Source organism: Rathayibacter caricis DSM 15933, from assembly GCF_003044275.1.
In the GTDB taxonomy this organism is placed as follows: domain Bacteria; phylum Actinomycetota; class Actinomycetes; order Actinomycetales; family Microbacteriaceae; genus Rathayibacter; species Rathayibacter caricis.
Genome location: NZ_PZPL01000001.1, coordinates 78,214 through 100,495, shown reverse-complemented (window position 1 = coordinate 100,495; position 22,282 = coordinate 78,214). Strand labels below are relative to the sequence as shown.

Sequence of the window (22,282 nt, the reverse complement as noted above, 5' to 3'; positions counted from 1 at the left end):
GCAACGCCCTCCGTCACCCTGGATCCGTGCAGCCGAGCGATCCGGTCCAGCCGTTCCGCCCCTCGACCCCTGACTCCGGGATCGACGATCTCCGAGCTCGCCTGCGAGACCGGACGACGTCGTCGACCTGGCGCTGCGACAGCGGGCCATTCGCGGGCGGCCGCAGCATCGGTGGCCGATCCCGCCCCGCGTCCGCCTGCGCGGATCGACGAGCGGCGACAGAGCACGTGAACGACTCCATCCGCTCCGGCCCGCGGCCCGAGTCGCCACCGTACCTGAGGCGGCTCGGACCTGGGGAAGGGGCCTCGGCACTCCGTTCTCCGGGACGCGCGAGGTCCGCTCGTGCCGCGGCGGTCCGCCGTTCCGAGGTGGCCGGTCCCGCCGCGCCGTCCTCAGAAGGAGACGCCCTTCACGCGATCCCAGTTGAAGGTGGACGGGGCACCCTCGACCGGGGTGAGCCTCTGCGCCACGCGGAAAGGCAGCACCTCGACGGGGATCGTGCCCCCGAGTTCCCCCTGCCCGAGCGTGCGATTGACGACGTATGCATCCAATTTCACGACGCTGATCACCTTCCCGGATGCCGTGTCCGTCGTCGTTATCTCGAACGTGAGCGCACCGTCCTCGAGGATCTGCGGAATCCGCGCACTGGGCGCATCGATCGTCAGCGGAACGTTTCTCATGTCGAGACGCCCGGCACTGAGGCTCAATGCGAAACAGTCGCCCCCGGCTCTCAGCGGATACGGTCGCGGCGACCCCAGGGCACCGGGCTTGGTGACCGTGATGGTTCGCGCCTGACCGGTGCTGGGGGAGCACACACCGTCCGTGTCTCTCGTGGTGACGGGTGCCGATGTGTCGGGACCGCCCGGATCGACCTTGACCAGTTCGGTTGTGGATCCCTGTGCCGTCAGGGTCATGCGCGTCCAGGCGAGCTCGACGTAGGTGCTGCCGTCACCGGCGGTGCTGATGTTCATCGCCACCGTACTCAGGTCGCCGAACGTGTAGATCGCCGTTCCGGCCGGCCGGTCGCAGGGGGCGGTCGAGGCACGGCACGCGGGTGATCCGGCCGACTGCGCCCCGAGCTGAACGCGGACACTCTCCATCGCTCGATTCTCGAGCATGTCCTGCTGCAATCGGGTGGCGATCGGGCCCGCCTCGAGGGCCATGAACAGGGAGGACCAACTCGTCGGACCGGACTGGACGCCGGAGGTGGAGACCGCAATCTCACGGGTCGACTGCAGGCAGAACGCCTGCCCGTCCAGGTAGACCGGTGCTGCGCCCGGATCGAAGGTGACGGCGACGAGGGGGGCGGTCTCGACCGTGCATCCCTCCGGGAAGTTCCTCGTGGCGTCCGCCGTCGTCTCGCCACCGCCGGAAGGGCCTGCGGGACCAGCCGGGCCGGTGTCTCCCTGCTCGCCCTTGTCGCCCTTCTCACCCTTCTCGCCCTGCGGTCCGGTCTCGCCCTGGACACCCTGCAGGCCCTGCAGCCCCTGGGGGCCGACGAGACCCTCGATGCCCTGCTCGCCAGGAGCGGCGATCTGCACCCAGGCGTCCTGTCCGGATCCCGGAGCGACACCGGTGCTGTCCGCGATCGCGACGAAGGCTCCACCCGCATAGGCGACGACGCTGGACGGGGGTCCCACCTCGTACAGCCTGGATCCGCTCCACGGCGTGATGGTCGACCACGCAGCGGCGCCGTCCGTTCCCGCCGCACCCTGTGCACCGGTGGGGCCGGTCGCACCGTCTGCTCCGGTCGCACCCCGGGGTCCTGCCTCGCCCCGGGGTCCGGTGGCCCCCTGGGGTCCCGCCTCGCCCTGCACGCCCGTGGCTCCCTGAGGCCCGGTGTCACCCTGGGGTCCCGCTTCGCCCTGCGCGCCGGTGGCTCCCTGCGGCCCGGTCGCGCCCGTGGCTCCGGTGGCTCCCTTCGCCCCCGCGGCGCCCGTGGCTCCGGTGGCTCCCTTCGCCCCCGCGGCTCCCTTCGCCCCGGTGGCTCCCTTCGCTCCGGTGGCCCCCTTGAACCCTCGCGGCCCCGTGTACCCTCGCGGACCGGTGGCTCCGCGGGGGCCGGGCACGCCGGTGGCCGCGGTCGCAGCGGCACCCGTCGTGCTGCTGCTCGAGAGTGCGGACACGGCGTTCACCGAGGAGCCGTGGTCGGCTCCGACGGTCCAGCCGAGCGCGATCTCGGAGGTCTGCTCGCAGCTCGAGGGTGCCTCGACGGCGCGCAGTCCGCCGGTCGCGGAGCTGTAGCAGCCGACCTGACTCGCCTCGGCCGGCTCCTGCACCGCCAGAACGCTGCCGGCTGCCAGCGCGATCACCGCAGCACCCGTGAGGACCCGAGCGAGCCGGGGGTACCGCCAGGAGGAAAAGGGCAGCTGCAAGGGAGTTCTCACCTTCGAGGGATCTGACGCGTCACCGTGATGTGGACGCACCAGGGCCAGGAAGGTCGGAGCGAATTCCCGCTCCCATCGTAGAAGTCGACGCGAGCAACAGAATGACCCCCGAACAGGGCGAGTTCGAGGGCTGAGGTCAGCAGCTCCTGATCGACGGCACCGAGCGTGGCGTAGCCGTGGTCGAGGACCGTGCCTGCGAACTGCTGGACGGTTCGGGCCATGCCGGTGAGGAGTGCTCCTACTTCGATGGCGGCGCAGAGGGAAAGGAGAGCGCATCCACCGTGCGCCCTCCTTTCCCTCTGTCACGGGAGACCGGTGGAATCAGATATCGGAGTGATTCCGCCGGCCTCGATCGAGAAGCCCGACTATCTCGTGCAGTCGGAATTGCTGATCGGATTCTTCCCGGAATTGGAGCAGGTCGCGATATTGCCCCAGGTCGACCAGTCCGAAGGATTGTGCAGATAGACGGGAGAGGCGGGGGAATTCGCGACGTGATTCGCCGTGACGAGGTTCTTGTTGCCCGATCCGTCCGCGCGCGTGATCACCTGCACTCCGTACATCCGCGGATCGGACAAGGTGTTCCCGGCGGTCGTCCATCCGTTACCGGAGACCATCGTCAGCGACAGCACGTCGGTCGAGATGCGCGAGCCGCGGGCGACGACGTTGCCGACGATCATCCCGTCCCACGTCCCCTCCTTCGCCTCGATGGGCTCAGCGCCCGTGTCGCGGATGACGTTGTCGATCACCAGGTTGCGGTTCGACTTGTCCGGGGCGCAGCCGTTGTACTCGCACCAGTTGCGGTCGGAGGTGCCGACGTAGACGCCCTCGCCGTATTTCGCGGTGACCAGTCCGGTGCGGCTGATCGTCGAGCCGACGATGAGCGAGTCGACGGTCTGGTTGCGCAGGTGCACGCCCTCGTAGCCGATCTCGGAGACCGTCAGGTCCGCGATTCGGACCTGCGAGCTCGCGAGGACGTGCACGCCCTGGAAGGCGTTCCTCACCGAGAAGCCGACGAGGTGCACGTTGTGCACGTCCCTGAGGGTCAGGGCGATGCCGGAGCGCGTGCTGCCGGTGGAGAGCACGGCGTTCGGGGAGCCGCACAGCCAGACACCCGCGGCGCTGTCCGGGATCGAGCGCAGATCGAAGGCGCCGGTGTACAGACCGTCCGCCATGCGGATGACCTGCCCGGGGCGCGCGCCGACGAGGGCATTGTTCAGATCCGAGGCGGTGCGCACGGTCTTCGTCGGAGTCGGGCAGTCCGAGGCGGCCTGCAGCGCGGCCCGCGTGCTCATCTGCTCGCCGGTGACGGTGGTCGGCGCGGTCACGGTGGACCTGCGGCCGTCGCTGTCGCGGGCGGTGATCCAGTAGGAGTAGGCCACTCCGAGCGCCGCGTCCTCGTCGCGGTACTGGCGGACCGGATCGGCGACCGTCGCGATCGTCTCGTCGCCGGAGCCCGAGCCGGAGGAGCGGTGCACGTCGTAGGAGACGACGTCGGAGGAGAACGGCGCGTTCCAGCCGAGGACGTAGCCGTCCACGAGGGGGAACGCCTGCACTCCGCCGACGGCCAGGCCGTCGCCGGCCAGCTCGAACGCGTCGATGATCAGGTTCTTGTCGCTGGACGCCCAGTTCTTCCGCCCGGTGTACGCGATCTTGACCGTGTGGACCGTGTCGGCCAGGTCCGAGCGCTCGAACACCGGCACCTGGTACTTCGTGGTGGAGCTGTAGCGGTCGACGGAGGCGACGACCTTGCCGTCGATCGACACGTCCGCGATCCCGGAGGTGGGGGTGGTGCGGCTGAGCCAGCGGAAGGAGGTGCCGGTGAAGGTGAACTGCACGCTGCCGGCGCCGTTCAGGTACTCGATGGTCCCTCCACTGTCACCGCCGGTCATGGTGCGCCAGTCGCCGGAGTAGTCGAGCTTCCAGTGGCTGCCCTCGACGCGGAGCGGGTCGGTGCCGCTGGGGGTGAAGTCGGCCGTGGGAGTCGGAGTGGGCGGCGCCGTCGGAGTCGAGGTCGGGCGCGGGGTGGCGGTCGGAGTCGCCGTCGGTGTCGCGGTCGGAGTGGCCGTCGTGGTCGGCGTGGGGGAGGGGCTCGGCTCCGTCGGCGAGGCCTCCCTGCCGAGCTCGAACGCGTCGATGATCAGATTCGCATCGGTCGCCGCGGGGTTCTTCTCGCCCGTGTAGGCGATCTTCACGGTGTGCACCTGGTCCGGGAGTCCGATCCGGGTGAGGACCGGCACCTGGTACTGGGTCGACGACGAGTACCGGTCGACCTCGGTCAGGAGCTTGCCGTCGAGGTAGACGTTCGCGATCCCCGAGGTCACGCCCGTGCGGCTGATCCATCGGAAGGCGGTTCCGGTGAACTTGAACTGCACCCATCCCTCGCTGTTGAGGTACTTGATACCGCCACCGCTGTCACCGCCCGACGTATCGCGCCAGGAACCCGAATAGGTGAGGTCGGCACTGCTTTCCTGCACCCTTATCGGGGCGGTCGGAGTGGGCTGGAGAATCGCCGCGGAAGCCGGTTGCGCTACTCCACCGACGGTCAGAAGAGAGACCAGCGCGACGGTGAGAGCGCCGAATCGGAATCGGCGTGAGGAGAACGCCGCAGTGGGGGCTGCGCGCGCAGAGGACGAGAAAGGCAAGAGAACTCCGCAGGGTCTCGAGGAAAGGGGATTGCCTTGAATCTACGTAGCCTTTATCGTCCTCTCTCCGATCGGAGCATTAATCGGGTTAGCCCTCCCCCAGATGGGCCGCACCCTCGCCGGAAGCGAACCGAACGGCCTCACGCCCGTCCGCCCTCCGCCCTCCCGGACGGAGAGAGGAGGGCCGGGATCAGACCGGTGCGCCGAGCAGCACTCTCGGTCGCTAACGGCTCACAGATCCAGCAGCAGGAGCACCACCAGGTGCCCCGCCACGATCACCGTGACCACCACCGCGACCGTCGCGATCACCCGCACGCCCCGTCGATCCTCCGCGCTCATCCGCTCAGTCAACCGCACACCGCTCAGGAAGCACGCGTCCCCCTCCCGGGGCGCACGGCTATCGTGCGGGGATGCCCACGAGCGATGAGACCTGGACCCTGGCCGACCACGACGTCCCGCTGTACCGCAGCGGAGAGGGCGAGCGCGCCCTCATCCTGATCCACGAGGTGTGGGGAGTGGACGGGCACATCCGCTCGGTCGCCGACCGGTACGCGGCCGAGGGGTTCCGCGTCGTCGCCCCCGAGCTGCTCGCCGACAGCGGCCTGCTCGAGCAGCTCGACACCGAGCAGCGGGCCGACTACGACCACCCCGTGCGGCGTCTGCCGCGGCAGGTCGAGCTGCGCACCTTCTTCGCGCCCGTGTTCACTCCCGAGCACGCGGCACGGAGCGTCGCGATCCTCCGCGCGCTCGTCACGCGCCTGCTGAGCGAGGACGGCGTGACGAGCGTCTCGGTCACCGGCTTCTGCTACGGCGGCACGTTCAGCTGGGCGCTGGCGCTCGCCGAGCGGCGACTCGCGGCGGCCGTCCCCTTCTACGGGCACGTCACGGCGTCCGACGAGGAGCTCGCGGCCCTCGAGGTCGGCGTGCTGGCCTTCGTCGGAGATCAGGACGCGCCGCTCGTCGAGCAGGTGCCCCGGATCCGCGAGGCGACGGCCGGGGAGGACGTCGAGGTAGTCGTGTACCCGGGCGCGGGCCACGCCTTCTTCAACGACTCGAACGAGGGCACCTACGTCCCGGAGGCGGCGGCCGACTCGTGGACGCGGGCGCTCGCGTTCCTCCGGGCCCGCGCGATCTGACAGGCGTCGCCGCCGCTCACGCCGCCTCGGTCACCCGGCCCCCCTTCAGGTGCAGTCGCCGCTGAGCGCGGCGGGCCACGGCGGAGTCGTGCGTCACGATCACGAGCGTCAGCCCGCGCTCGGTCCAGAGCGTCTCGAGCAGGGTCATGATGTCGTCGCGGGTGTCCTCGTCGAGGGCGCCGGTCGGCTCGTCGGCGAGCAGCACCCGGGGCCTCTTGACCAGGGCGCGGGCGATCGCGACCCGCTGCTGCTGCCCGCCCGACAGCTGGGCCGGGAGGTGCTCGCCGCGGTCGGCGAGTCCGACGGAGGCGAGGGCCTCGCGGGAGCGCTGCGACCGCTCGGCGGCGGGCATCCGCTGCGGCGCGAGCGCCGTCTCGACGTTCTCGAGGGCGGTCAGCGTCGGGATCAGGTTGAAGCTCTGGAACACGATCCCCACCTCCGTCGCCCGCACCGCGGCGAGCCGGCGATCGCCGACGGACGAGATCTCGTGCTCGCCGAGGACGACCGTGCCCGAGGTGGGCCGGTCGAGCGCGCCGAGCATCTGCAGCAGCGTCGACTTGCCGCCGCCCGTCGGCCCCTGGATCGCGACCATCTGGCCGTCGGGGATGGTGAGGGTGACGTCCTTGAGCGCGGTGACCGCGGTCTGCGCGCCGGAGTAGCTCTTGGTGACGTTCGTGAGGGTGTACATGTCGTCCTTCGGGTCGGAGGGGTGTGGAGGTGGTCGGGTCAGCCGACCGAGCGGAGTGCCGCGGCGGGGCGCAGGCGCGCGGCCCGCCAGCCGCCGATCGTGCCGGCGAGCAGTCCGCCGAGGACCGCGAGGCCGACGGCGAGGAGGATCACCGGGATCGTGACCGGGAGCGAGAGCGCGACCTCCGTCGCCGTGGCCGCCACCGGCGCACCCGGCCCGAACCCTCCTCCGGGGCCGCCCGCGGACGTCGAGGCGGAGGTGCCCGACAGGGTGGGCGCGACGGCGTTCACGATCGCGATGCCGAGGAGGCCGATCGCGATGCCGGCGGCGCCTCCGATCAGGCCCTGCACGACCGACTCGCCCGCGACCTGCCGCACGACGCGGCCGTTCGACCAGCCGATCGCCTTCAGGGTGCCGAACTCGCGGGTGCGGCGGGTGACGCCCGAGATCGTGAAGAGCGTGGCGATCAGGAACGCGGCTGCCAGGACCAGCAGCGAGAGCCAGGTGCCGAGGTCCGCGACGAGGTCGCCGGCCGTCGAGAGCGAGCCCGAGACGGAGGAGGCGAGGTCGGCCTGCGTCGCGACGGTGCTGTCGGGCAGGGCGGTCTCGAGGTCCGCCTGGATCCCCGCGATGTCCTCGGAGGACGCGGCCTGGACGTAGACCGAGGAGATCATCCCGGTCTCGCCCGAGAGCGTCTGCGCGACGTCGAGCGGGATGTAGGTGTCGGAGGCGGTGCTCGCGTCGGGGGAGTCGGTCGTGACGACGCCGATCACGGTGAACGCGGTGCCGCCGATCTCGAGGGTCGAGCCGACGGACAGGGCGGCGGTGGTGGCGTAGGAGGAGTCGAGCACGACGACGTCCTGCCCCGCGTCCGCCGCGGTGAAGGTGCGCCCGTCGGTGAGGACGACGTCGGCGAGCGGGCCGATCGCGCTGCCCGCCGGGTCGAGGCCGAGCACCGAGAACGAGTCGACGCCGAAGGAGGAGCCGCCGGCCGGGGCCTCTGGGCTCGGAGCCGCTCCGGGCGCCGCGGCCTGGGACCGGTCCGGCATCTCGCCGCTGAAGGTGGTGCTGGTCAGCGAGAGCACGCCGATCGCCGTCTGCACGCCGTCGACCCCGAGGGCCGTGCCGACCGCCGAGGCATCGAACGCGGTGGTCCCGCGATCGACCTCCAGGCGCGACTGGCTGACCGAGGTGGTGCCGCCGTCGGTGGTGCCGTCGTCCCCGCCGAAGTCGAAGCGCTGGCCGCCCGCCCCGCCCTCGGTCGGCGCGGCCGCGGCCTGCGTCACGGTGATGTCGGTGCCGACCCCGTAGACGGAGCCGAGGACGGACGCCTGCGCGTTCCGGACCCCCGCGGCGAACGAGGTGACGAGGATCACGAGGGCGATCGCGAGCGCGAGACCCGCGGCGACGACGACCGTCTGCCGTCGCCGGTTCGTGAGCTCCCTGCGGAGGTAGGTGGTGAACATCGTGTCCTTCTGGTCGAGGTGGGGAGGCCCCGGGACGGGGCGCTCGGCGGAGTCGTCCGCTCGATGCCCGACCGTAGGGACGGCGCTTCTGCGCGGCGTCTCGACCGGGTATGCGGCGGCTATGAGCCGGCGATCGCTGCGGAGGCCCGGTCCGCCCCGGCCCTTCCCCCGTGCGCCGTCGCGGTCCTAGGCTCGCGCTCAACCGGAACGAGCCGACGGAGGCGCCGATCATGACTGCGACACGCGAGAGCACGACCGCACCGCCGGAGCTGAAGCGGGTCCTCGGGCCCAAGCTCCTCCTCCTGTTCGTCGTCGGGGACATCCTCGGCACCGGCATCTACGCCCTCACCGGGCAGGTCGCCGCCGAGGTGGGCGGCGCGGCCTGGCTGCCGTTCCTGATCGCCTTCGTCGTCGCCACCCTCACCGCCTGCTCGTACCTCGAGCTCGTGACCAAGTTCCCGCAGGCGGCCGGAGCGGCGCTCTACGCCCACAAGGCGTTCGGCATCCACTTCGTCACGTTCCTGGTCTGCTTCACGGTGATGGCGAGCGGCATCACCTCGGCGTCCGCCGCCTCCGGAGCGTTCGCGAGCAACTTCGCCATCGGCTTCGGCCTGGGTGAGGGCGCCGGCGTCAAGATCACCATCGCGCTCGTCTTCATGGTGCTGATCGCCCTCGTGAACCTGCGCGGGGTCGCCGAGAGCGTGGGCCTGAACGTGGTCCTGACCCTGATCGAGCTCTCGGGCCTGCTGCTCGTGATCTTCGTCTGCTTCTTCGCCGTGTTCGGCGGGCAGGCCGACTTCTCGCGGGTCGTCGCGTTCGAGACGTCGGGCGACAAGTCGCTGCTGCTGGCGGTCAGCGCGGCGACGTCGCTCGCGTTCTTCGCGATGGTCGGCTTCGAGGACTCGGTGAACATGGCGGAGGAGACCAAGGAGCCCAGCCGCATCTTCCCGAAGGTGATGCTCACGGGGCTCGGCATCACCGCGGTGGTCTACATCCTCGTCTCGACCCTCGCGGTCGCGATCGTGCCGGTCGGCGAGCTGGCCGGCAACGACACTCCGCTCGTCACGGTCGTCGAGACCGCCGCGCCCGACTTCCCGATCTCGACGCTGCTGCCGTTCATCTCGCTGTTCGCGGTCGCCAACAGCGCGCTGATCAACATGATGATGGCGAGCCGCCTGCTCTACGGCATGAGCAAGCAGGGCGTGCTGCCGCCGTTCCTGAAGAACGTGCTGCCGGGGCGCCGGACCCCGTGGGCGGCGATCCTGTTCACCACCGTCATCGCGCTGCTGCTCACCGCGTACGTGTCGCGCGACCCGCAGAACCCGATCGCGGTCCTGCTCGGCGGCACCACGTCGCTCCTGCTCCTCGCGGTCTTCGCCGTGGTGAACGTCTCGGTCCTCGTGCTGCGGCGGCAGCCGGTGGACCACCAGCACTTCCGGACGCCCACGGTGCTGCCGGTGCTGGGCGCGATCGCGTGCGTCTACCTGGTGCTGCCGATCACCTCCGGGCGCGACATCGCGCAGTACGAGATCGCGGCGGTGCTCCTCGTGATCGGCGTGCTGCTGTGGTTCGCGACCTTCGTCGACCGGCGGGTCCGCGGCTACGCGCGCTCGGCGGCGGTGGAGGAGCCCGAGCAGCCGGCGGATGCGCACAGCGACCGCATCGACCGCCCATAGCGTCCTCATAGGCTTCTCCCGATACTGGGAGTCATGCCCGCCCCCTCGAAGCACCTCGCCCCCGCGCAGCGCACCCGCCTCACGCGCGCCGACGGATCCCAGATCCGCGTCCTCGTCGTCGACGACGAGAGCACCCTCACCGACCTGCTCCAGATGGCGCTGCGCTACGAGGGCTGGGAGGTGCGCACCGCGGCCGAGGGTCGCTCGGCGATCACGATCACGCGCGAGTTCCGCCCCGACGTGATCGTGCTCGACGTGATGCTGCCGGACATCGACGGACTGCAGGTGCTGCAGCGGGTGCGCGCCGACGGCAGCCAGACTCCCGTGCTCTTCCTCACCGCGAAGGACGCGCTCGACGACCGCATCGCGGGTCTCACCGCGGGCGGCGACGACTACGTCACCAAGCCCTTCTCGCTCGAGGAGCTCGTGGCCCGGATGCGCGGCCTCATCCGTCGCAGCACCCTGCTCGCGAACGACGTCGACGACCCGCGCGTGATCGTCGGCGACCTGGTGCTCGACGAGGACAGCCACGAGGTGCGCCGCGGGGACACCGAGATCGAGCTGACCGCCACCGAGTTCGAGCTGCTGCGCTTCCTGATGCGGAACCCGCGCCGGGTGCTGAGCAAGGCGCAGATCCTCGACCGGGTCTGGTCGTACGACTTCGGCGGCAAGTCGAGCGTGGTCGAGATCTACATCTCCTACCTGCGCAAGAAGATCGACGCCGGACGCGCGCCGATGATCCACACGGTGCGCGGCGCCGGCTACCTGCTGAAGCCCGCCGACTAGTGGCCCGGCCCGGCTTCGGCGACTTCGCGACCCGCTCGGCCCTGCGCGGCTCCCGATCGCGCCGCTCCGGCGGACGCGCGCCGTGGACGCTGCGGCGCCGGATGGTCCTCGCCGTCGTCCTGATGGTCGCGATCACCGCGGGCGTCGTCGGCGCGGTCAGCGTGCTGTCGCTCCGGGGGATCCTCTACGAGAGCACCGACGCGCAGCTCTCCCAGTCCCTGACGCGGCTGCAGGAGTTCGACGGCCCCGGGCAGTTCACCGGGCCCTCGGCGATCGAACGCGCCACGACCTGCCCGACCGGCTCGTTCGGCGGCCCGAACCAGAACCTCAGCACGATCACGGCCGTGCAGAACGCCGACGGCTCGTTCGTCGGCGCCTACATCGATGCGGACGGAGACTGCCGCGAGTTCGCGGAGCAGCCGGACTCGGTGCTCGCGCAGTCGATCGCCGCCGGCGGGGCCGAGACGACGGTCGATCTGGGCGGCGTCCTCGGGCAGTACCGCACGCGGGCGGCCGTCGTGGACGGCTCCGTGGTCGTCGTCGGCGTGCCGCTGGGCGAGACGACGCAGGTGCTGAGCTCGCTGACCGGAGTGGTGATCGCGATCACGCTGCTCGCGATGCTGCTCGTCGCGCTGATCGCGACCGCGATCATCCGGGTCGCCCTGCGGCCACTGGACCGGGTGGAGGCGACGGCCACGCGCGTCGCCGAGCTGCCGCTCGAGCGCGGCCAGGTCGAGCTGGTCGAGCGGGTCCCGGAGGAGGACGCCGACACCCGCACCGAGGTCGGCCGGGTGGGCGCCGCCTTCAACCGGATGCTCGACCACGTCACCGGGGCGCTGCAGTCCCGCGAGGCGAGCGAGAACAAGGTGCGGCAGTTCGTCGCCGACGCCTCGCACGAGCTGCGCACGCCCCTCGCCGCGATCCGCGGCTACGCCGAGCTGCCCCGCCGCTCCGGATCGGAGCTGCCGGAGACGGCCGCCCACTCCCTCGAGCGCATCGAGTCGGCCGCCACCCGCATGACCTCGCTCGTCGAGGACCTCCTGCTCCTCGCGCGGCTCGACGAGGGCCGCGACCTCGAGAAGGAACCGGTGGACCTGACGATGCTGCTGATCGAGGCGGTCTCGGACGCGCACGTCGCCGGCCCCGACCACGACTGGGACCTCGACCTGCCGGAGGAGCCGGTCGAGATCCGCGGCGACGGCTTCCGACTGCACCAGGTCGTCGCGAACCTGCTGCGGAACGCGTCGGTGCACACGCCCGCCGGCACGCGGGTGGTGGCGGCGCTCGCCGAGGAGCGCGACTCCGTGGGCCGGCCGATCGCGGTCGTGACGGTCACCGACTCCGGCCCGGGCATCGCGCCGGAGCTCGTGCCCGTGCTGTTCGAGCGCTTCGCCCGCGGCGACTCGTCCCGCGCCCGGACGACCGGCTCGACCGGCCTCGGCCTCGCGATCGTGGCCGCGGTCGTCGAGGCCCACGGCGGACGCGTCCTGGTGGACTCGGAGCCCGGCCGCACCGCGTTCCGCGTCGAGCTGCCGGCCGGCTGACGCCCGCGCCCGCCGCGGCCCATCGCCGGTCCGCCGGCCTCTGAACTGTCTGCAGGCCTCCGTACGGTCTGCAGGCATCCGTACGATCTGCAGGGGATCCGGAGGGGAAAGGGGATTCCGCCGCAGGAGTCGGCCGACTCGGGGCCGGATCCCCTGCAGATGGTGCATTCCCCTGCAGACCGTGCTGAGCGGAGGATGCTGCGTCACGGCAGGTCCCTGTGCGGTCTGCAGGGGATGCGGGCAGGAAAGGGGATTCCGCCGCGGGCGACCACCTCGATCAGGCCGGATCCCCTGCAAACCGTGCATCCCCCTGCAAACCGTGCATCCCCCTGCAAATGGTGCGTTCCCCTGCAGATCGTGCACGTCCCGGCAAAAGGGTGCGTGCCTGCGTCTCGTCTAGACCGACACCCCGATGCGGCGCCGGGCGTCGTCGAGCGTCCGCACGACCTGCACGACCTCGTCGAGCGGATGCAGCGGCGACTCCGTGCGGCCCTCGGCCAGGTAGGTCGCCAGGTGCACGGCCTCCCAGGCCAGGCCCTCGCCGTCGCGCAGCGGTGACTCGTCGAGCCAGGTACCGGAGTCGTCCCCGCGTGTGAGCGTCACTCCGCCCGGTCGCCAGAAGCCCGGGTGCACGTCGATCCGGCCCTCGCTGCCCGCGACGCTCGCGGCCTGCAGGGTGTCGGCGAGCACGGTCGAGGTGGCGAGCGACTGCACGCCGCCCGCGTGGCGGCCGACGATCGTGGCGGTCGCGTCGACTCCGGTCTCGGTCAGCCCTCCCGAGACGACGGTGCTCTGCGGGGTGCCGGCGACCATCGAGACGAACGAGGACGCGTAGACGCCGACGTCGAGCAGCCCGCCGCCCGCCAGTGCGGGGTCGAAGATGCGGCTCGTGGGGTCGAACGGGAACGCCGCCCCGAAGTCGGCCGAGACCAGGGCGGGCGCGCCGACCGCGCCGTCCTCCAGTAGGCGGCGCACGACGTCCATGTGCGGGAGGTAGCGCATCCACATCGCCTCCATGGCGAAGACGCCGGCGTCGCGCGCGGCGTGCACGATCATCTCGGCCTCGCCCGGAGTCGGCGCGAACGGCTTCTCGACCAGGATGTGCTTGCCCGCGGCGATGGCGAGCAGCGCCTGCCGGGCGTGCTCCGAGTGCGGCGAGGCGATGTAGACCACATCGACCTCGGGGTCGTTCACGACCGCCTCGTAGCCCGCGGAGGCCCTGGCGATGCCGAAGCGGTTCGCGAACTCCTGCGCGCGCTCGAGCGAGCGCGAGCCGACGGCCACGACCTCCTGGCGCGTGTGCTTGCGCAGCGCGGTGACGAAGCTCGTGGCGATGCCGCCCGGGGCCAGGATCCCCCACTTCAGAACGGGGGAGTCGAGGAGGGAGGGGAGCCGGGGTTCCGGGAGCGTCAGTGCCATCCCTCCACGCTAGGGCCCGGGTGCGGGCGCGCGCGAGGGGTCGACGACGGAGTGGTCAGCGCCCGCGCCGCAGCACCCGCTGCAGCAGCGGCACCGGCTCCCGCTCCGTCGGCTCCTCCACCTCGAGTCCGTAGAAGCGGCCGATGTCGCCGACGAACGCGGCACGGCGGGCTTTGTCGTAGGCGCGCAGCTCGCGGCGGAACGCGATCACCGTCGCGACGCACATCAGGATCATCACCACGCTGAACGGCAGCGCCGACAGGATCGCCGCCGTCTGCAGGGCGTCGAGACCGCCGGCGATCAGCAGGGCGATCGCGAGCAGTGCGGTCGCCAGGGCGAAGAACACGCGGATCGGGTTCTTCGGCTCGACGGAGCCCCCGGTCGCGATCATGGCCATCACCAGGGCGCCGGAGTCGGCCGAGGTGACGAAGAAGACGCCGATCAGGAGGATCGCGCCGAACGTCACGACGACGCCTCCCGGCAGGTCCGCCAGCATCTGGAAGAGCGCGAGGTTCGAGTCGACGGAGCCGTCCGCTCCGACCAGTCCGCCCGAGCCGTACAGCTCGCGGTACAGGGCCGTACCGCCGAGCACGCTGAACCAGAGGAACGTCATGATCGTCGGCACCAGGAGCACCCCGGCGACGAACTCGCGCACCGTGCGGCCCTTCGAGACGCGGGCGATGAAGATGCCCACGAACGGCGCCCACGACATCCACCAGCCCCAGTAGAACGTGGTCCAGCTCCCCTGCCACGCCTCGCCGTCCGCTCCCGCGAAGGCGCTGACGGTGAACGAGAGGCCGAGGAAGTTCTGCAGGTAGTTGCCGATCGACTGCACGAACTCGCGCAGGAGGAACTGGGTCGGCCCGGTGAAGAGGACGAACAGGAGCAGGGCCCCGGCGAGGATCAGGTTGCCGGACGACAGCCACTTCATGCCCCGGCCGACGCCGGAGACCAGGGAGAGGATCGTGATGCCGACGACCACGGCGATGACGACGAGCTGGACCGTGAGGGAGGACTCGACGATGCCGGAGGCCTCGAGCCCGGCCGAGATCTGCGTGACGCCGAGGCCGAGCGAGGTCGCGACTCCGAAGACCGTGCCGATCAGCGCGACCACGTCGATCGCGTTGCCCCAGCCTCCGCGCACGCGCCGGCCCAGCAGCGGCTCGAGCGCCCAGCGGATCGAGACGGGGCGCCCTCGGCGGTGGATCGCGTAGGCGAGGGCGAGGCCGACCACGACGTAGATCGACCAGGCGTGCACGCCCCAGTGCAGGTAGGTCTGCGACAGGGCGCTCTGCGCGAGCTGCTGCTCGGTGCCCGTCACTCCGGGCCGCGGGTTCGAGAAGTGGTTCAGCGGCTCGGCGACGCCGTAGAAGACGAGGCCGATGCCCATGCCGGCGGCGAAGAGGAGGGAGATCCACGCGAGCATCGAGAACTCGGGCTCGTCGTCGTCCTTGCCGAGCTTGATGTCGCCGAAGCGGCTGACGCCCATCCAGATCGCGAAGGCCACGAACGCGGCGGCGAGGAGCACGTAGTACCAGCTGAAGGTGTCGACCACCGTCGTCTGGAGGGAGGAGAACACCGCCGTCGCGGTGCCGGGTGCGAGCAGAGCGAAGGCGACGATCGCGAGGATCAGTGCGGCGGCAGGCCAGAAGACCCAGGGCGCCAGGCGCTCCGTGGGCCGGGCGGAGCCGGTCGTGACCGGTGACTCGGACATGGTGGAACCCTCTCGTCGAAACGGACAAGGGTACACGGCGCCCTCCGGGGCCCCTCTAGGCTCGGCCCGTGACCTCCACCGCTCCTGCACCCCGCCGCCGCAACGTCCCCGGCGTGATCGCCTTCGTCCTCGCGGTGCTGCTGACCGTCACGCAGATCGTCCAGGTGTGCCTGACGACGATCGTGCCGGTGCTCGCCTACCGCAACGGGCTCGGCGCCACCGACATCGGAGCGGTGTTCGTGGTCATCGGGATCGGGCAGCTGATCCTCGCGGCGCTCACCGCGATCCTGGGCGTCGTCGGCGTCTCGCGCCGCGGACTCCCGAAGGTGCTGGCCGCGATCGCTCTCGGGGCCGGGGCCAACGGAGTGATCGTGCAGCTGTCGGCGCTGATCCTGCCTCCGCTGATCGGCGTCAGCCTCTCCTGACGACTCGCGCCCGGGCTCAGCGCCCGGCGTCGTAGTGGTTCTGGATCTGGGCCTGCGTGAGGACCGTCGAGTAGACGGCGGCGTAGCGGAGACTGCCGGTGAAGTAGGCGGCACCGACGTTCGTCCAGGAGCCGCCGAGGGTGTCGCCGCCGATCTTCCAGTAGCCGGTGGTGTTCTCCGGGCTCCGGAAGGCGGTGTTCGAGGCCACGCGCTGCCCGTCGAGCCAGAGGCTCAGCCCGGTCGTGGGGGACAGGGTCGAGACCACGTGGTGCCAGGCACCGTCGTTGACGACCCCGGGACTCGTGATCGCTTCGACGCCGTTGTTGTAGATGCCGAACATCAGCTTGCCGTTGGCGCCGATGTAGGTGTGCCGGTCGTACTGGCTCCCGCCGGCCGTCTGCGAGGCGCCGAAGGAGAACAGTTTCCCGCCGGCGACGGTGGTCTTGAACCAGATCTCGGTGCTGAAGGTGGTGGGGTTCGTGATCTGCAGCGGCGTGGTCATGTGCTGGCTGCTCGAGGCGGCGAGGAGCCACGAGCCGCCGGGGTCGCGCGGGCACGCCTTGGGCGTCGTGGGTGAGCTGACCATGCCGTTGCGGTAGGTGCCGGCGCGGTTGGCGGTGCCGGTGACGACATCGGGGGCGGTCGCCGAGTTGGACGCCTGTCCGAGCGTGTAGGCGAAGAGGGCGCTGCTCCTGTCGGCCGCGAAGGCGGAGTCGCAGGTGAAGAACGCGGCGGCGCTGCCGACGGTGTTGGTCGAGTTGCGGATCGACGCCGTGTAGGCGCCCGAGGTGGCGGGCGTCAGCAGGAGCGCCCCGGCGAGGGCGGCGACGGCGACGGCCGCGGTGGCCTTCCGCGGCTGCGCGAGGGCGGCGCGGAGGCGGGCGAGCAGCGGGATCCGGGCGATGCGGTGGCGGCTCATCGGGCCGCGTCCTTCCCCGCGGCACGGCGACCGTGCTCTCCGGTGCGCTCGGTCGCCGCGGGCAGACCGATCACGAGCGTGTAGATCAGGGGCAGCGCGCACAGCAGCGCGAACACGACCCAGCCCCAGAACGGCAGGTGCAGAGCGGAGGAGACGCTGTACCAGTCCTGCTCGTTCGCCGGGACACGGAGGCGGCCGACCTCGCCCGAGACGAGATCGAGCGGAGCGGCTCCCTCGGCGCTGACGCGGATCGGGAGGAGGCCGGTCGAGACCAGGGTGGCGTCGGTGTACCCGTTCTCGACGGTGGCCTCGAGGACCACCAGGCCGACGAACGGGCGGAGGAGGAACACGGTGATCGAGGCGACGAGCGACAGTCCGAGCATCCGCATCGCCGCGCGGTGCGTGGGCGAGGGCAGCAGACGGGTGAGCAGCTGCACCAGGACGGCGCCGGCGAGCAGGAGCGGGAGCCCCTTGGCGAGCCAGCCGAGGCCCGGGAGCGACGTGGTGACGACTCCGATCAGCTGGTCGGGGCCGGTGGCCCACGGGTCGACCGCTCCGTTGATGTCGCCCTGGGTGACCAGCGTGCCGTCGGCGGCCAGGTCGACCACGCGGTGGGTATAGGTCTCGTCCGGGGTCGTGGAGGGGTGGAAGCTGACGACGTCGCCGACGCGGACGTCCTCGATCGCGGTGGGAGTGGTGAGGACGAGGGTGCCGACCGGGGCGAAGGTGCCCATCGAGGGGGTCTGCACGATGAACCAGCGTCCGCCGGCGGAGTGGAACAGGAGGGCGACGGCGACCAGGCCGACGAGGACGGCGGAGGCGGTCCAGATCGCGGCGGTGCGCAGGGCGCTCGGGCGGCGCGACGGGGCGGGGGTGTCGGAGGCAGCGGGGGTGTCGGAGGGGGCGGAGGCGACGGGGGCGGTGGGGGTGTCCGTGAGCGTCATGTCCTCCGCCTCCTCGACGGTGTTCGGAGCGGGGCCGCCTCAGGGTGGCGGCCCCGCTCCTCGGGTGGGTGCTTCTCGGGGGTGGTGCGGATGGTGCGGGTGCCGTGGGGCGGCGGGGTGGTGCTGTGGGGGAGGGGAAGCCGAGGGCCGTGGATCAGCTGGCGAAGGACCAGGTCAGGGGGAGCGAGGCGGAGAGGCCCTGGTAGGTGTTGTTCGCGGCGGAGTCGAGGGTGACGGCGATGCTGAACGGGGTGCTGACGCCGGCGGCGACGGCGCCGAGGGACTTGGCGGCCGAACCGGCGAGGGTGGCGGCGGTGCCGTTGAAGATCTCGGTGGTGCCGGAGGTGATGACGACCTTGACCTTGGAGCAGAAGTCGGTCGCCGTGCCGCTGAGGGTGCCGTTGGTGGTCTGGGCGCAGGTGGCGCCCGGGGTCAGCGTGAAGGTGTTCGCGGCGACGGTGCCCGCGTTCTTGATGGTGATCGCGGTGGTGACCGTCTGACCCGGGGTCATGTTGGTCGAGCCGCCGAACTTGTTGATGGTGGAGCAGGTCGCGGTGTTGGTGCTGACGGTGCCGCCGTCGGTGCTGAGGCAGGTGACGGGCGTGGTGCCGGTCGACTTCTCCTCCATGACGAGCGTGCCGGAGGCCGCGGTGTTGTTGGAGTTGGTAATGCTGGCGACGAAGCCCGACAGGGTTCCGGACATCGAGACCGACAGCAGGGCGGCGGCCGCGATGCTGGTCGCGATGACCAGCGGGGCGAATCGGACGCGCTTGGTCTTGACGGTAGCGGTGTGGTTCGACATGACAGGACTCCTGATCGGGTAGAAGGTGAACTGCCGGGCAGTTCGTCTCGCTGGTGCGATTGCTTGATGATTAAGCTACTCCGCGATCAAGACACTTTGCAATTCTCAGAAACACCCCTGTCAGAGGGGCACCGCGCCGAGGTGCTCCCCCTTGCAGAAAGGACCCCATGACTCCCACTCCACCGCCCGAAGGCGCGGCGGCCGACGCACCCGTCGCCGCGCTGCGCCACGCGCTCCGCCTGCTCGAGAGCGCTCAGCGCCAGCTGCGCAGCAGCATCGCCGCCGAGCTCGGCGTCGGCCTCTCGGAGCTGACCGCCCTCGAGACGATCGACGACCTCCCGGGCCTCACGCCCAAGATGCTCGCCCTCGAGCTGAACCTGACGACCGGAGCCGTGACCGCTCTGCTCGACCGCCTCGCCTCCTCCGGTCTCGTCGACCGCCTGCCCAACCCCAAGGACCGCCGCAGTGTGCTGCTCCGCCTGACCGAGCCCGGCGCGGCGCTGCCGGCGCGCGTCGAGGAGCGCTACGGCGCCGTCAGCGCCGAGGTGCTGCGCGCCTCGCCGCGCCTGGGCGAGGCGGACGTGGTGGAGGAGCTCGCCCTCGCCGCCGCGGTGATCACCGCCCACACCATCCGCTGACACGGCGCGGTAGCGTCGGAGCGCCCTGTCGGTGAGGGGCTGCAGGAGGAGGAGCCGTGAGCGAGCCCCGCAAGGTCCCGCCGGAGTCGCCGTTCGCCCTCCTGGGCGACGAGGAGGCGGCCGTCTGGTACTCCTACATGAAGGTGCACCTGCGGCTCCGCTACGAGCTGAACCACCAGCTCCGCACGGCGACTGGGCTGTCGCTGGCCGACTACGACGTGCTCGTGGCGCTGACGAGCGAACCCGACGGGCGGATGAGCGTCGCGGACCTCGCCGCGCGGATCGGCTGGGAGCGCAGCCGCGTCTCGCACCGGCTCCGGGGTCTGCGCGAGCGCGAGCTGATCGAGACGCGGCCCGCACCCCGCGATCTGCGCAGCACCGAGGTCGTGCTCACCGACGTCGGGCGCACGGCGTTGCGGGAGGCCGGGCCCGGCCACATCGACTTCGTGCGCCGCGCGTTCCTCGACGCGCTCGACCCGGAGCGGATGGCGGCGATGCGCGAGTCGCTCGACGCCGTCTACGACCGGCTGATCGAGCACGGCACTCTGCCGCGGCCTGCGGACCACCCGTAGGCGCCTCTTCCCTTCCGCGTGAAACTTCACCTATTCTGAGCGCACCGACCCGAGGAGCGCTGTGGACGAGACTCTCGAGACCCTGATCGACCGCGTCGCGATCCGCGAGCTCGTCGACACCTACGCGCGCGGCGCCGACCGCCGGGACGCGGTGCTGGAGGCGTCGGTGTTCGCCGACGACGGCGAGGTGCTCCTCTTCTCCGGCGACCCGGAGACGACGGAGCCTGTCGACACGATCCGCGGACGCGACGCGCTCGTGCGGACCTTCGAGGGCCTGATCGCGCAGTACGACGCGACGACCTACCTGAACGGGCAGTCGTCGGTCCGCTTCGTCACCGCCGACGCGGCCGAGGGCGAGACGTACTGCACGGCGCTGCACCTGCTGCGCGAGGCCGGCCAGCGGTACCTCCTGACGATGTCGATCCGCTACCTCGACCGCTTCGAGCGGATCGACGGCCGCTGGAGGATCGCGCAGCGCCGCCTCGTCATCGACTGGACCGACCGCTCGGCCACGGCGCCCTGACGCGCGCCCCCACCACCGCCACCACTGAAGGAGAACCATGCCCCTGGACGCCCTGCTGCACGCCAACCTCATCGAGGTCTTCGGCGAGCGCGACCCCGAGAAGCGCCGCGCCGCGATCGCCCGCCTCTACACGCCCGACGTCGAGTTCCTCGACCCTGAGGAGGTGGTCGTCGGGCACGACGCCCTGCACGCGAAGGCGCAGCGCCTGCTCGACGACGCCCCCGGCTTCGTCTTCTCGGCCGCCGGCCCCGCCTACGAGAACCACGACCTCGGCCACCTCGCCTGGAACTTCGGTCCCGAGGGAGCGCCTCCGGTCGTGTCGGGTCTCGACATCTGCCTCGTCGTCGACGGGCGCATCGCGAAGGTCTACACGACCCTGACCTGAGCCTGCGGAGCTCAGACCGTCATGTCGCCCACCGGCGGCTCGGATCCCAGGATCCGGTAGCGCAGCTGCACGACTCCGCGGGGCGAGGTGGCGGCCGGTTCGAGCAGCTCGAGCATCGCGGGGGCCGCACCGCCCTCGAAGACCCGCTTGCCCGCGCCGAGCACGATCGGATGGATCCAGAGCGTCAGCTCGTCGGCGAGGCGCTCGGCGAGCAGGGTCTGCACGAGGTCGAGGCTGCCGATCACGTGGATCCGCTCGTGGCGCGTCCGCAGCTCGCGGACCGCCGCCGCGAGGTCCGGGCCGAGCAGGGTCGACCGCTCCCACGGCAGGGGGACGTCCCGACGGGACGCCACGTATTTCGGGATCGAGTTCAGCAGCCGTCCGATGCCGGAGTCGTCGTGCCGCGGCCAGTAGTCGGCGAAGATCTCGGAGGTCCTCCGGCCGAGCAGCAGTGCGTCCATCCCCTCCATGCCGGACTGCACCCAGCCTCCGGCGACCTCGTCCAGCAGCGGGGCCTGCCAACCGCCGAAGGCGAAACCGCCCTGCGGATACTCGTCGGGTCCGCCCGGCGACTGGGCGACACCGTCGAGGGACGTGAAGAGATCGATGCGCACGGTGCCCACGGGCTGCTCCTCCGCTCAGGGCCGCCGCGTCCCGGCGGACGAGGAGACCGTCCCACGGGTGGGGCGTGCAGGCAAGGGGCGGGAGCGCACTGCCCGCCGTAGGGTGTCCCCGTGGAGTGGACGGCGGTGTTCGAGGCGGAGCGCGGCCGGCTGACCGGGCTCGCGACCCGGCTGCTCGGCGACCGGCACGAGGCCGAGGACACCGTCCAGCTGGCCTGGCTGCGACTGCACGGCACCGACGCCGTGCTCGAGAACCCCGCCGCCTGGCTGACCACGGTGACCACGCGGCTCTGCCTCGACCGGCTGCGCGCCCGCATCCCCGAGCCCGTCGAGGCCGTGGCGGACGCGCCCGCCTCCGGTGCCGACCCCGCCGAGTCCGCGGAGCGGCGCGACGAGGTGGGCCGGGCGCTACACGTCGTGGTCGACCGGCTCAGCCCGAACGAGCGGGTCGCGCTCGTGCTGCACGAGTCGTTCGGCTACTCCTTCGACGCGATCGGCGGGATCCTCGACCGCTCGCCGGCGGCCGCGCGCAAGCTCGCCTCTCGGGCGCGCGAGAAGGTCGCGAGCGCCGAGCAGGACGGGCCGGCGTCCAACCGGAGCGTCGTGGACGCGTTCATGGCGGCGGCCCGCGGAGGGGACCTGGCCGGCCTCCTCGCGCTGCTCGCTCCGGGGGCGACCGTCCGCGCCGACGCCGCCGCGATCGCGGCGGGCACTCCCGAGCGGATCGACGGACGCGAGGCGGTCGCCGCGTTCTTCGACGGCAGCGCGCACGCCGCGCTCCCGGTGCTCACCGCCGGGCGACCGGGGTTCGCCTGGTTCCATCTCGGCGAGGCCAGGGTGCTGTTCGACTTCGCCGTCCGGGACGGCCGGGTCGAGTCGATCGTGTTCCGCGCCGCTCCTGAGGCCCTGGCCGGCGTCGTGCGACGGCCCCGCGACACGCCGGCGGTCACATCCGAGGGCCCTCGCCCGTCGTAGGAGCAGGAGCCGTCGTGC

The 22,282-nt window shown here is 71.4% G+C and carries 22 protein-coding genes; 11 read left to right on the top strand and 11 right to left on the bottom strand.

The window, feature by feature from the left end:
* Window positions 1-392 precede the first annotated feature (392 nt).
* On the bottom strand, window positions 393-1,541 hold the full coding sequence (locus tag C1I63_RS20230; protein WP_280523104.1) for a hypothetical protein: 1,149 nt from the start codon (window positions 1,539-1,541) through the stop codon (window positions 393-395).
* A 505-nt stretch (window positions 1,542-2,046) separates the two neighbouring features.
* Between C1I63_RS20230 and C1I63_RS20045 the strand changes: the two genes are divergently transcribed.
* Window positions 2,047-2,244 carry a hypothetical protein gene (locus C1I63_RS20045; RefSeq protein WP_235577242.1) on the top strand — a complete coding sequence of 66 codons (198 nt, stop codon included), beginning with the start codon at window positions 2,047-2,049 and terminating at the stop codon, window positions 2,242-2,244.
* 139 nt (window positions 2,245-2,383) lie between these two features.
* On the opposite strand, the gene C1I63_RS20040 is transcribed toward C1I63_RS20045, so the two are convergent.
* Entirely contained in the window at window positions 2,384-2,608 is a 225-nt protein-coding gene (locus C1I63_RS20040) for a hypothetical protein (protein WP_244906934.1), read from the bottom strand.
* Between the two features lie 144 nt (window positions 2,609-2,752).
* Window positions 2,753-4,759: a right-handed parallel beta-helix repeat-containing protein gene (locus tag C1I63_RS00445; RefSeq protein WP_146168324.1), complete on the bottom strand. Its 2,007-nt coding sequence runs from the start codon at window positions 4,757-4,759 to the stop codon at window positions 2,753-2,755.
* 680 nt (window positions 4,760-5,439) lie between these two features.
* Between C1I63_RS00445 and C1I63_RS00435 the strand changes: the two genes are divergently transcribed.
* Window positions 5,440-6,165 (top strand): dienelactone hydrolase family protein, encoded by a 726-nt coding sequence (locus C1I63_RS00435; RefSeq protein ID WP_055790866.1) that lies wholly within the window; start codon window positions 5,440-5,442, stop codon window positions 6,163-6,165.
* A gap of 16 nt (window positions 6,166-6,181) precedes the next feature.
* Here the strand turns inward: C1I63_RS00435 and C1I63_RS00430 are convergent, their stop codons facing one another.
* On the bottom strand, window positions 6,182-6,853 hold the full coding sequence (locus C1I63_RS00430) for an ABC transporter ATP-binding protein (protein ID WP_107573347.1): 672 nt from the start codon (window positions 6,851-6,853) through the stop codon (window positions 6,182-6,184).
* A gap of 38 nt (window positions 6,854-6,891) precedes the next feature.
* Window positions 6,892-8,319 (bottom strand): ABC transporter permease, encoded by a 1,428-nt coding sequence (locus tag C1I63_RS00425; RefSeq protein ID WP_107573346.1) that lies wholly within the window; start codon window positions 8,317-8,319, stop codon window positions 6,892-6,894.
* A gap of 230 nt (window positions 8,320-8,549) precedes the next feature.
* Here C1I63_RS00425 and C1I63_RS00420 point away from each other — a divergent pair, with 230 nt between their 5' ends.
* Genes C1I63_RS00420 through C1I63_RS00410 form a run of 3 tightly spaced genes read left to right on the top strand, consistent with a single transcriptional unit; the run spans window position 8,550 to window position 12,325 of the window.
* Window positions 8,550-9,995, top strand: coding sequence for an APC family permease (locus C1I63_RS00420; RefSeq protein ID WP_055790882.1), 1,446 nt, complete (start codon window positions 8,550-8,552; stop codon window positions 9,993-9,995).
* 33 nt (window positions 9,996-10,028) lie between these two features.
* Entirely contained in the window at window positions 10,029-10,781 is a 753-nt protein-coding gene (locus C1I63_RS00415; protein WP_107573345.1) for a response regulator transcription factor, read from the top strand.
* Window positions 10,781-12,325 (top strand): sensor histidine kinase, encoded by a 1,545-nt coding sequence (locus tag C1I63_RS00410; protein ID WP_244906933.1) that lies wholly within the window; start codon window positions 10,781-10,783, stop codon window positions 12,323-12,325. Before C1I63_RS00415 ends, C1I63_RS00410 begins: the two co-directional genes overlap by 1 nt.
* Before the next feature lie 396 nt (window positions 12,326-12,721).
* On the opposite strand, the gene C1I63_RS00405 is transcribed toward C1I63_RS00410, so the two are convergent.
* On the bottom strand, window positions 12,722-13,744 hold the full coding sequence (locus C1I63_RS00405) for a Gfo/Idh/MocA family protein (protein WP_107573344.1): 1,023 nt from the start codon (window positions 13,742-13,744) through the stop codon (window positions 12,722-12,724).
* Between the two features lie 55 nt (window positions 13,745-13,799).
* The gene (locus tag C1I63_RS00400; RefSeq protein WP_107573343.1) at window positions 13,800-15,458 is read right to left on the bottom strand and encodes a BCCT family transporter; all 1,659 of its coding nucleotides are present in this window, start codon (window positions 15,456-15,458) and stop codon (window positions 13,800-13,802) included.
* Window positions 15,459-15,526: 68 nt separating this feature from the next.
* Here C1I63_RS00400 and C1I63_RS00395 point away from each other — a divergent pair, with 68 nt between their 5' ends.
* The gene (locus C1I63_RS00395; RefSeq protein WP_107573342.1) at window positions 15,527-15,883 is read left to right on the top strand and encodes a hypothetical protein; all 357 of its coding nucleotides are present in this window, start codon (window positions 15,527-15,529) and stop codon (window positions 15,881-15,883) included.
* Window positions 15,884-15,899: 16 nt separating this feature from the next.
* Here the strand turns inward: C1I63_RS00395 and C1I63_RS00390 are convergent, their stop codons facing one another.
* The 3 genes from C1I63_RS00390 to C1I63_RS00380 all read right to left on the bottom strand — a co-directional run bounded on the left by C1I63_RS00390 (window position 15,900) and on the right by C1I63_RS00380 (window position 18,548).
* On the bottom strand, window positions 15,900-16,802 hold the full coding sequence (locus tag C1I63_RS00390; RefSeq protein ID WP_107573341.1) for a LamG domain-containing protein: 903 nt from the start codon (window positions 16,800-16,802) through the stop codon (window positions 15,900-15,902).
* Window positions 16,799-17,746, bottom strand: coding sequence for a S26 family signal peptidase (locus C1I63_RS19320; RefSeq protein ID WP_170116269.1), 948 nt, complete (start codon window positions 17,744-17,746; stop codon window positions 16,799-16,801). The genes C1I63_RS00390 and C1I63_RS19320 overlap by 4 nt, the downstream gene beginning before the upstream one ends.
* Before the next feature lie 154 nt (window positions 17,747-17,900).
* Entirely contained in the window at window positions 17,901-18,548 is a 648-nt protein-coding gene (locus C1I63_RS00380; protein WP_107573340.1) for a hypothetical protein, read from the bottom strand.
* A 167-nt stretch (window positions 18,549-18,715) separates the two neighbouring features.
* Between C1I63_RS00380 and C1I63_RS00375 the strand changes: the two genes are divergently transcribed.
* From C1I63_RS00375 to C1I63_RS00360, 4 genes are all read left to right on the top strand, one after another.
* Window positions 18,716-19,186 carry a MarR family transcriptional regulator gene (locus C1I63_RS00375; protein ID WP_107573339.1) on the top strand — a complete coding sequence of 157 codons (471 nt, stop codon included), beginning with the start codon at window positions 18,716-18,718 and terminating at the stop codon, window positions 19,184-19,186.
* Window positions 19,187-19,242: 56 nt separating this feature from the next.
* A complete protein-coding gene (locus C1I63_RS00370) occupies window positions 19,243-19,758 on the top strand; it encodes a MarR family winged helix-turn-helix transcriptional regulator (protein WP_244906932.1) in 516 nt (171 codons plus the stop codon).
* 61 nt (window positions 19,759-19,819) lie between these two features.
* Complete coding sequence (locus C1I63_RS00365; RefSeq protein ID WP_107573338.1) at window positions 19,820-20,281, top strand: nuclear transport factor 2 family protein; 462 nt, start codon at window positions 19,820-19,822, stop codon at window positions 20,279-20,281.
* 37 nt (window positions 20,282-20,318) lie between these two features.
* Window positions 20,319-20,666, top strand: a complete 348-nt coding sequence (locus tag C1I63_RS00360; RefSeq protein WP_107573337.1) for a nuclear transport factor 2 family protein — start codon at window positions 20,319-20,321, stop codon at window positions 20,664-20,666.
* A gap of 11 nt (window positions 20,667-20,677) precedes the next feature.
* Here the strand turns inward: C1I63_RS00360 and C1I63_RS00355 are convergent, their stop codons facing one another.
* Entirely contained in the window at window positions 20,678-21,289 is a 612-nt protein-coding gene (locus C1I63_RS00355) for a dihydrofolate reductase family protein (RefSeq protein ID WP_107573336.1), read from the bottom strand.
* Window positions 21,290-21,400: 111 nt separating this feature from the next.
* Here C1I63_RS00355 and C1I63_RS00350 point away from each other — a divergent pair, with 111 nt between their 5' ends.
* The gene (locus C1I63_RS00350; RefSeq protein ID WP_107573335.1) at window positions 21,401-22,264 is read left to right on the top strand and encodes a sigma-70 family RNA polymerase sigma factor; all 864 of its coding nucleotides are present in this window, start codon (window positions 21,401-21,403) and stop codon (window positions 22,262-22,264) included.
* Window positions 22,265-22,282: the final 18 nt, after the last annotated feature.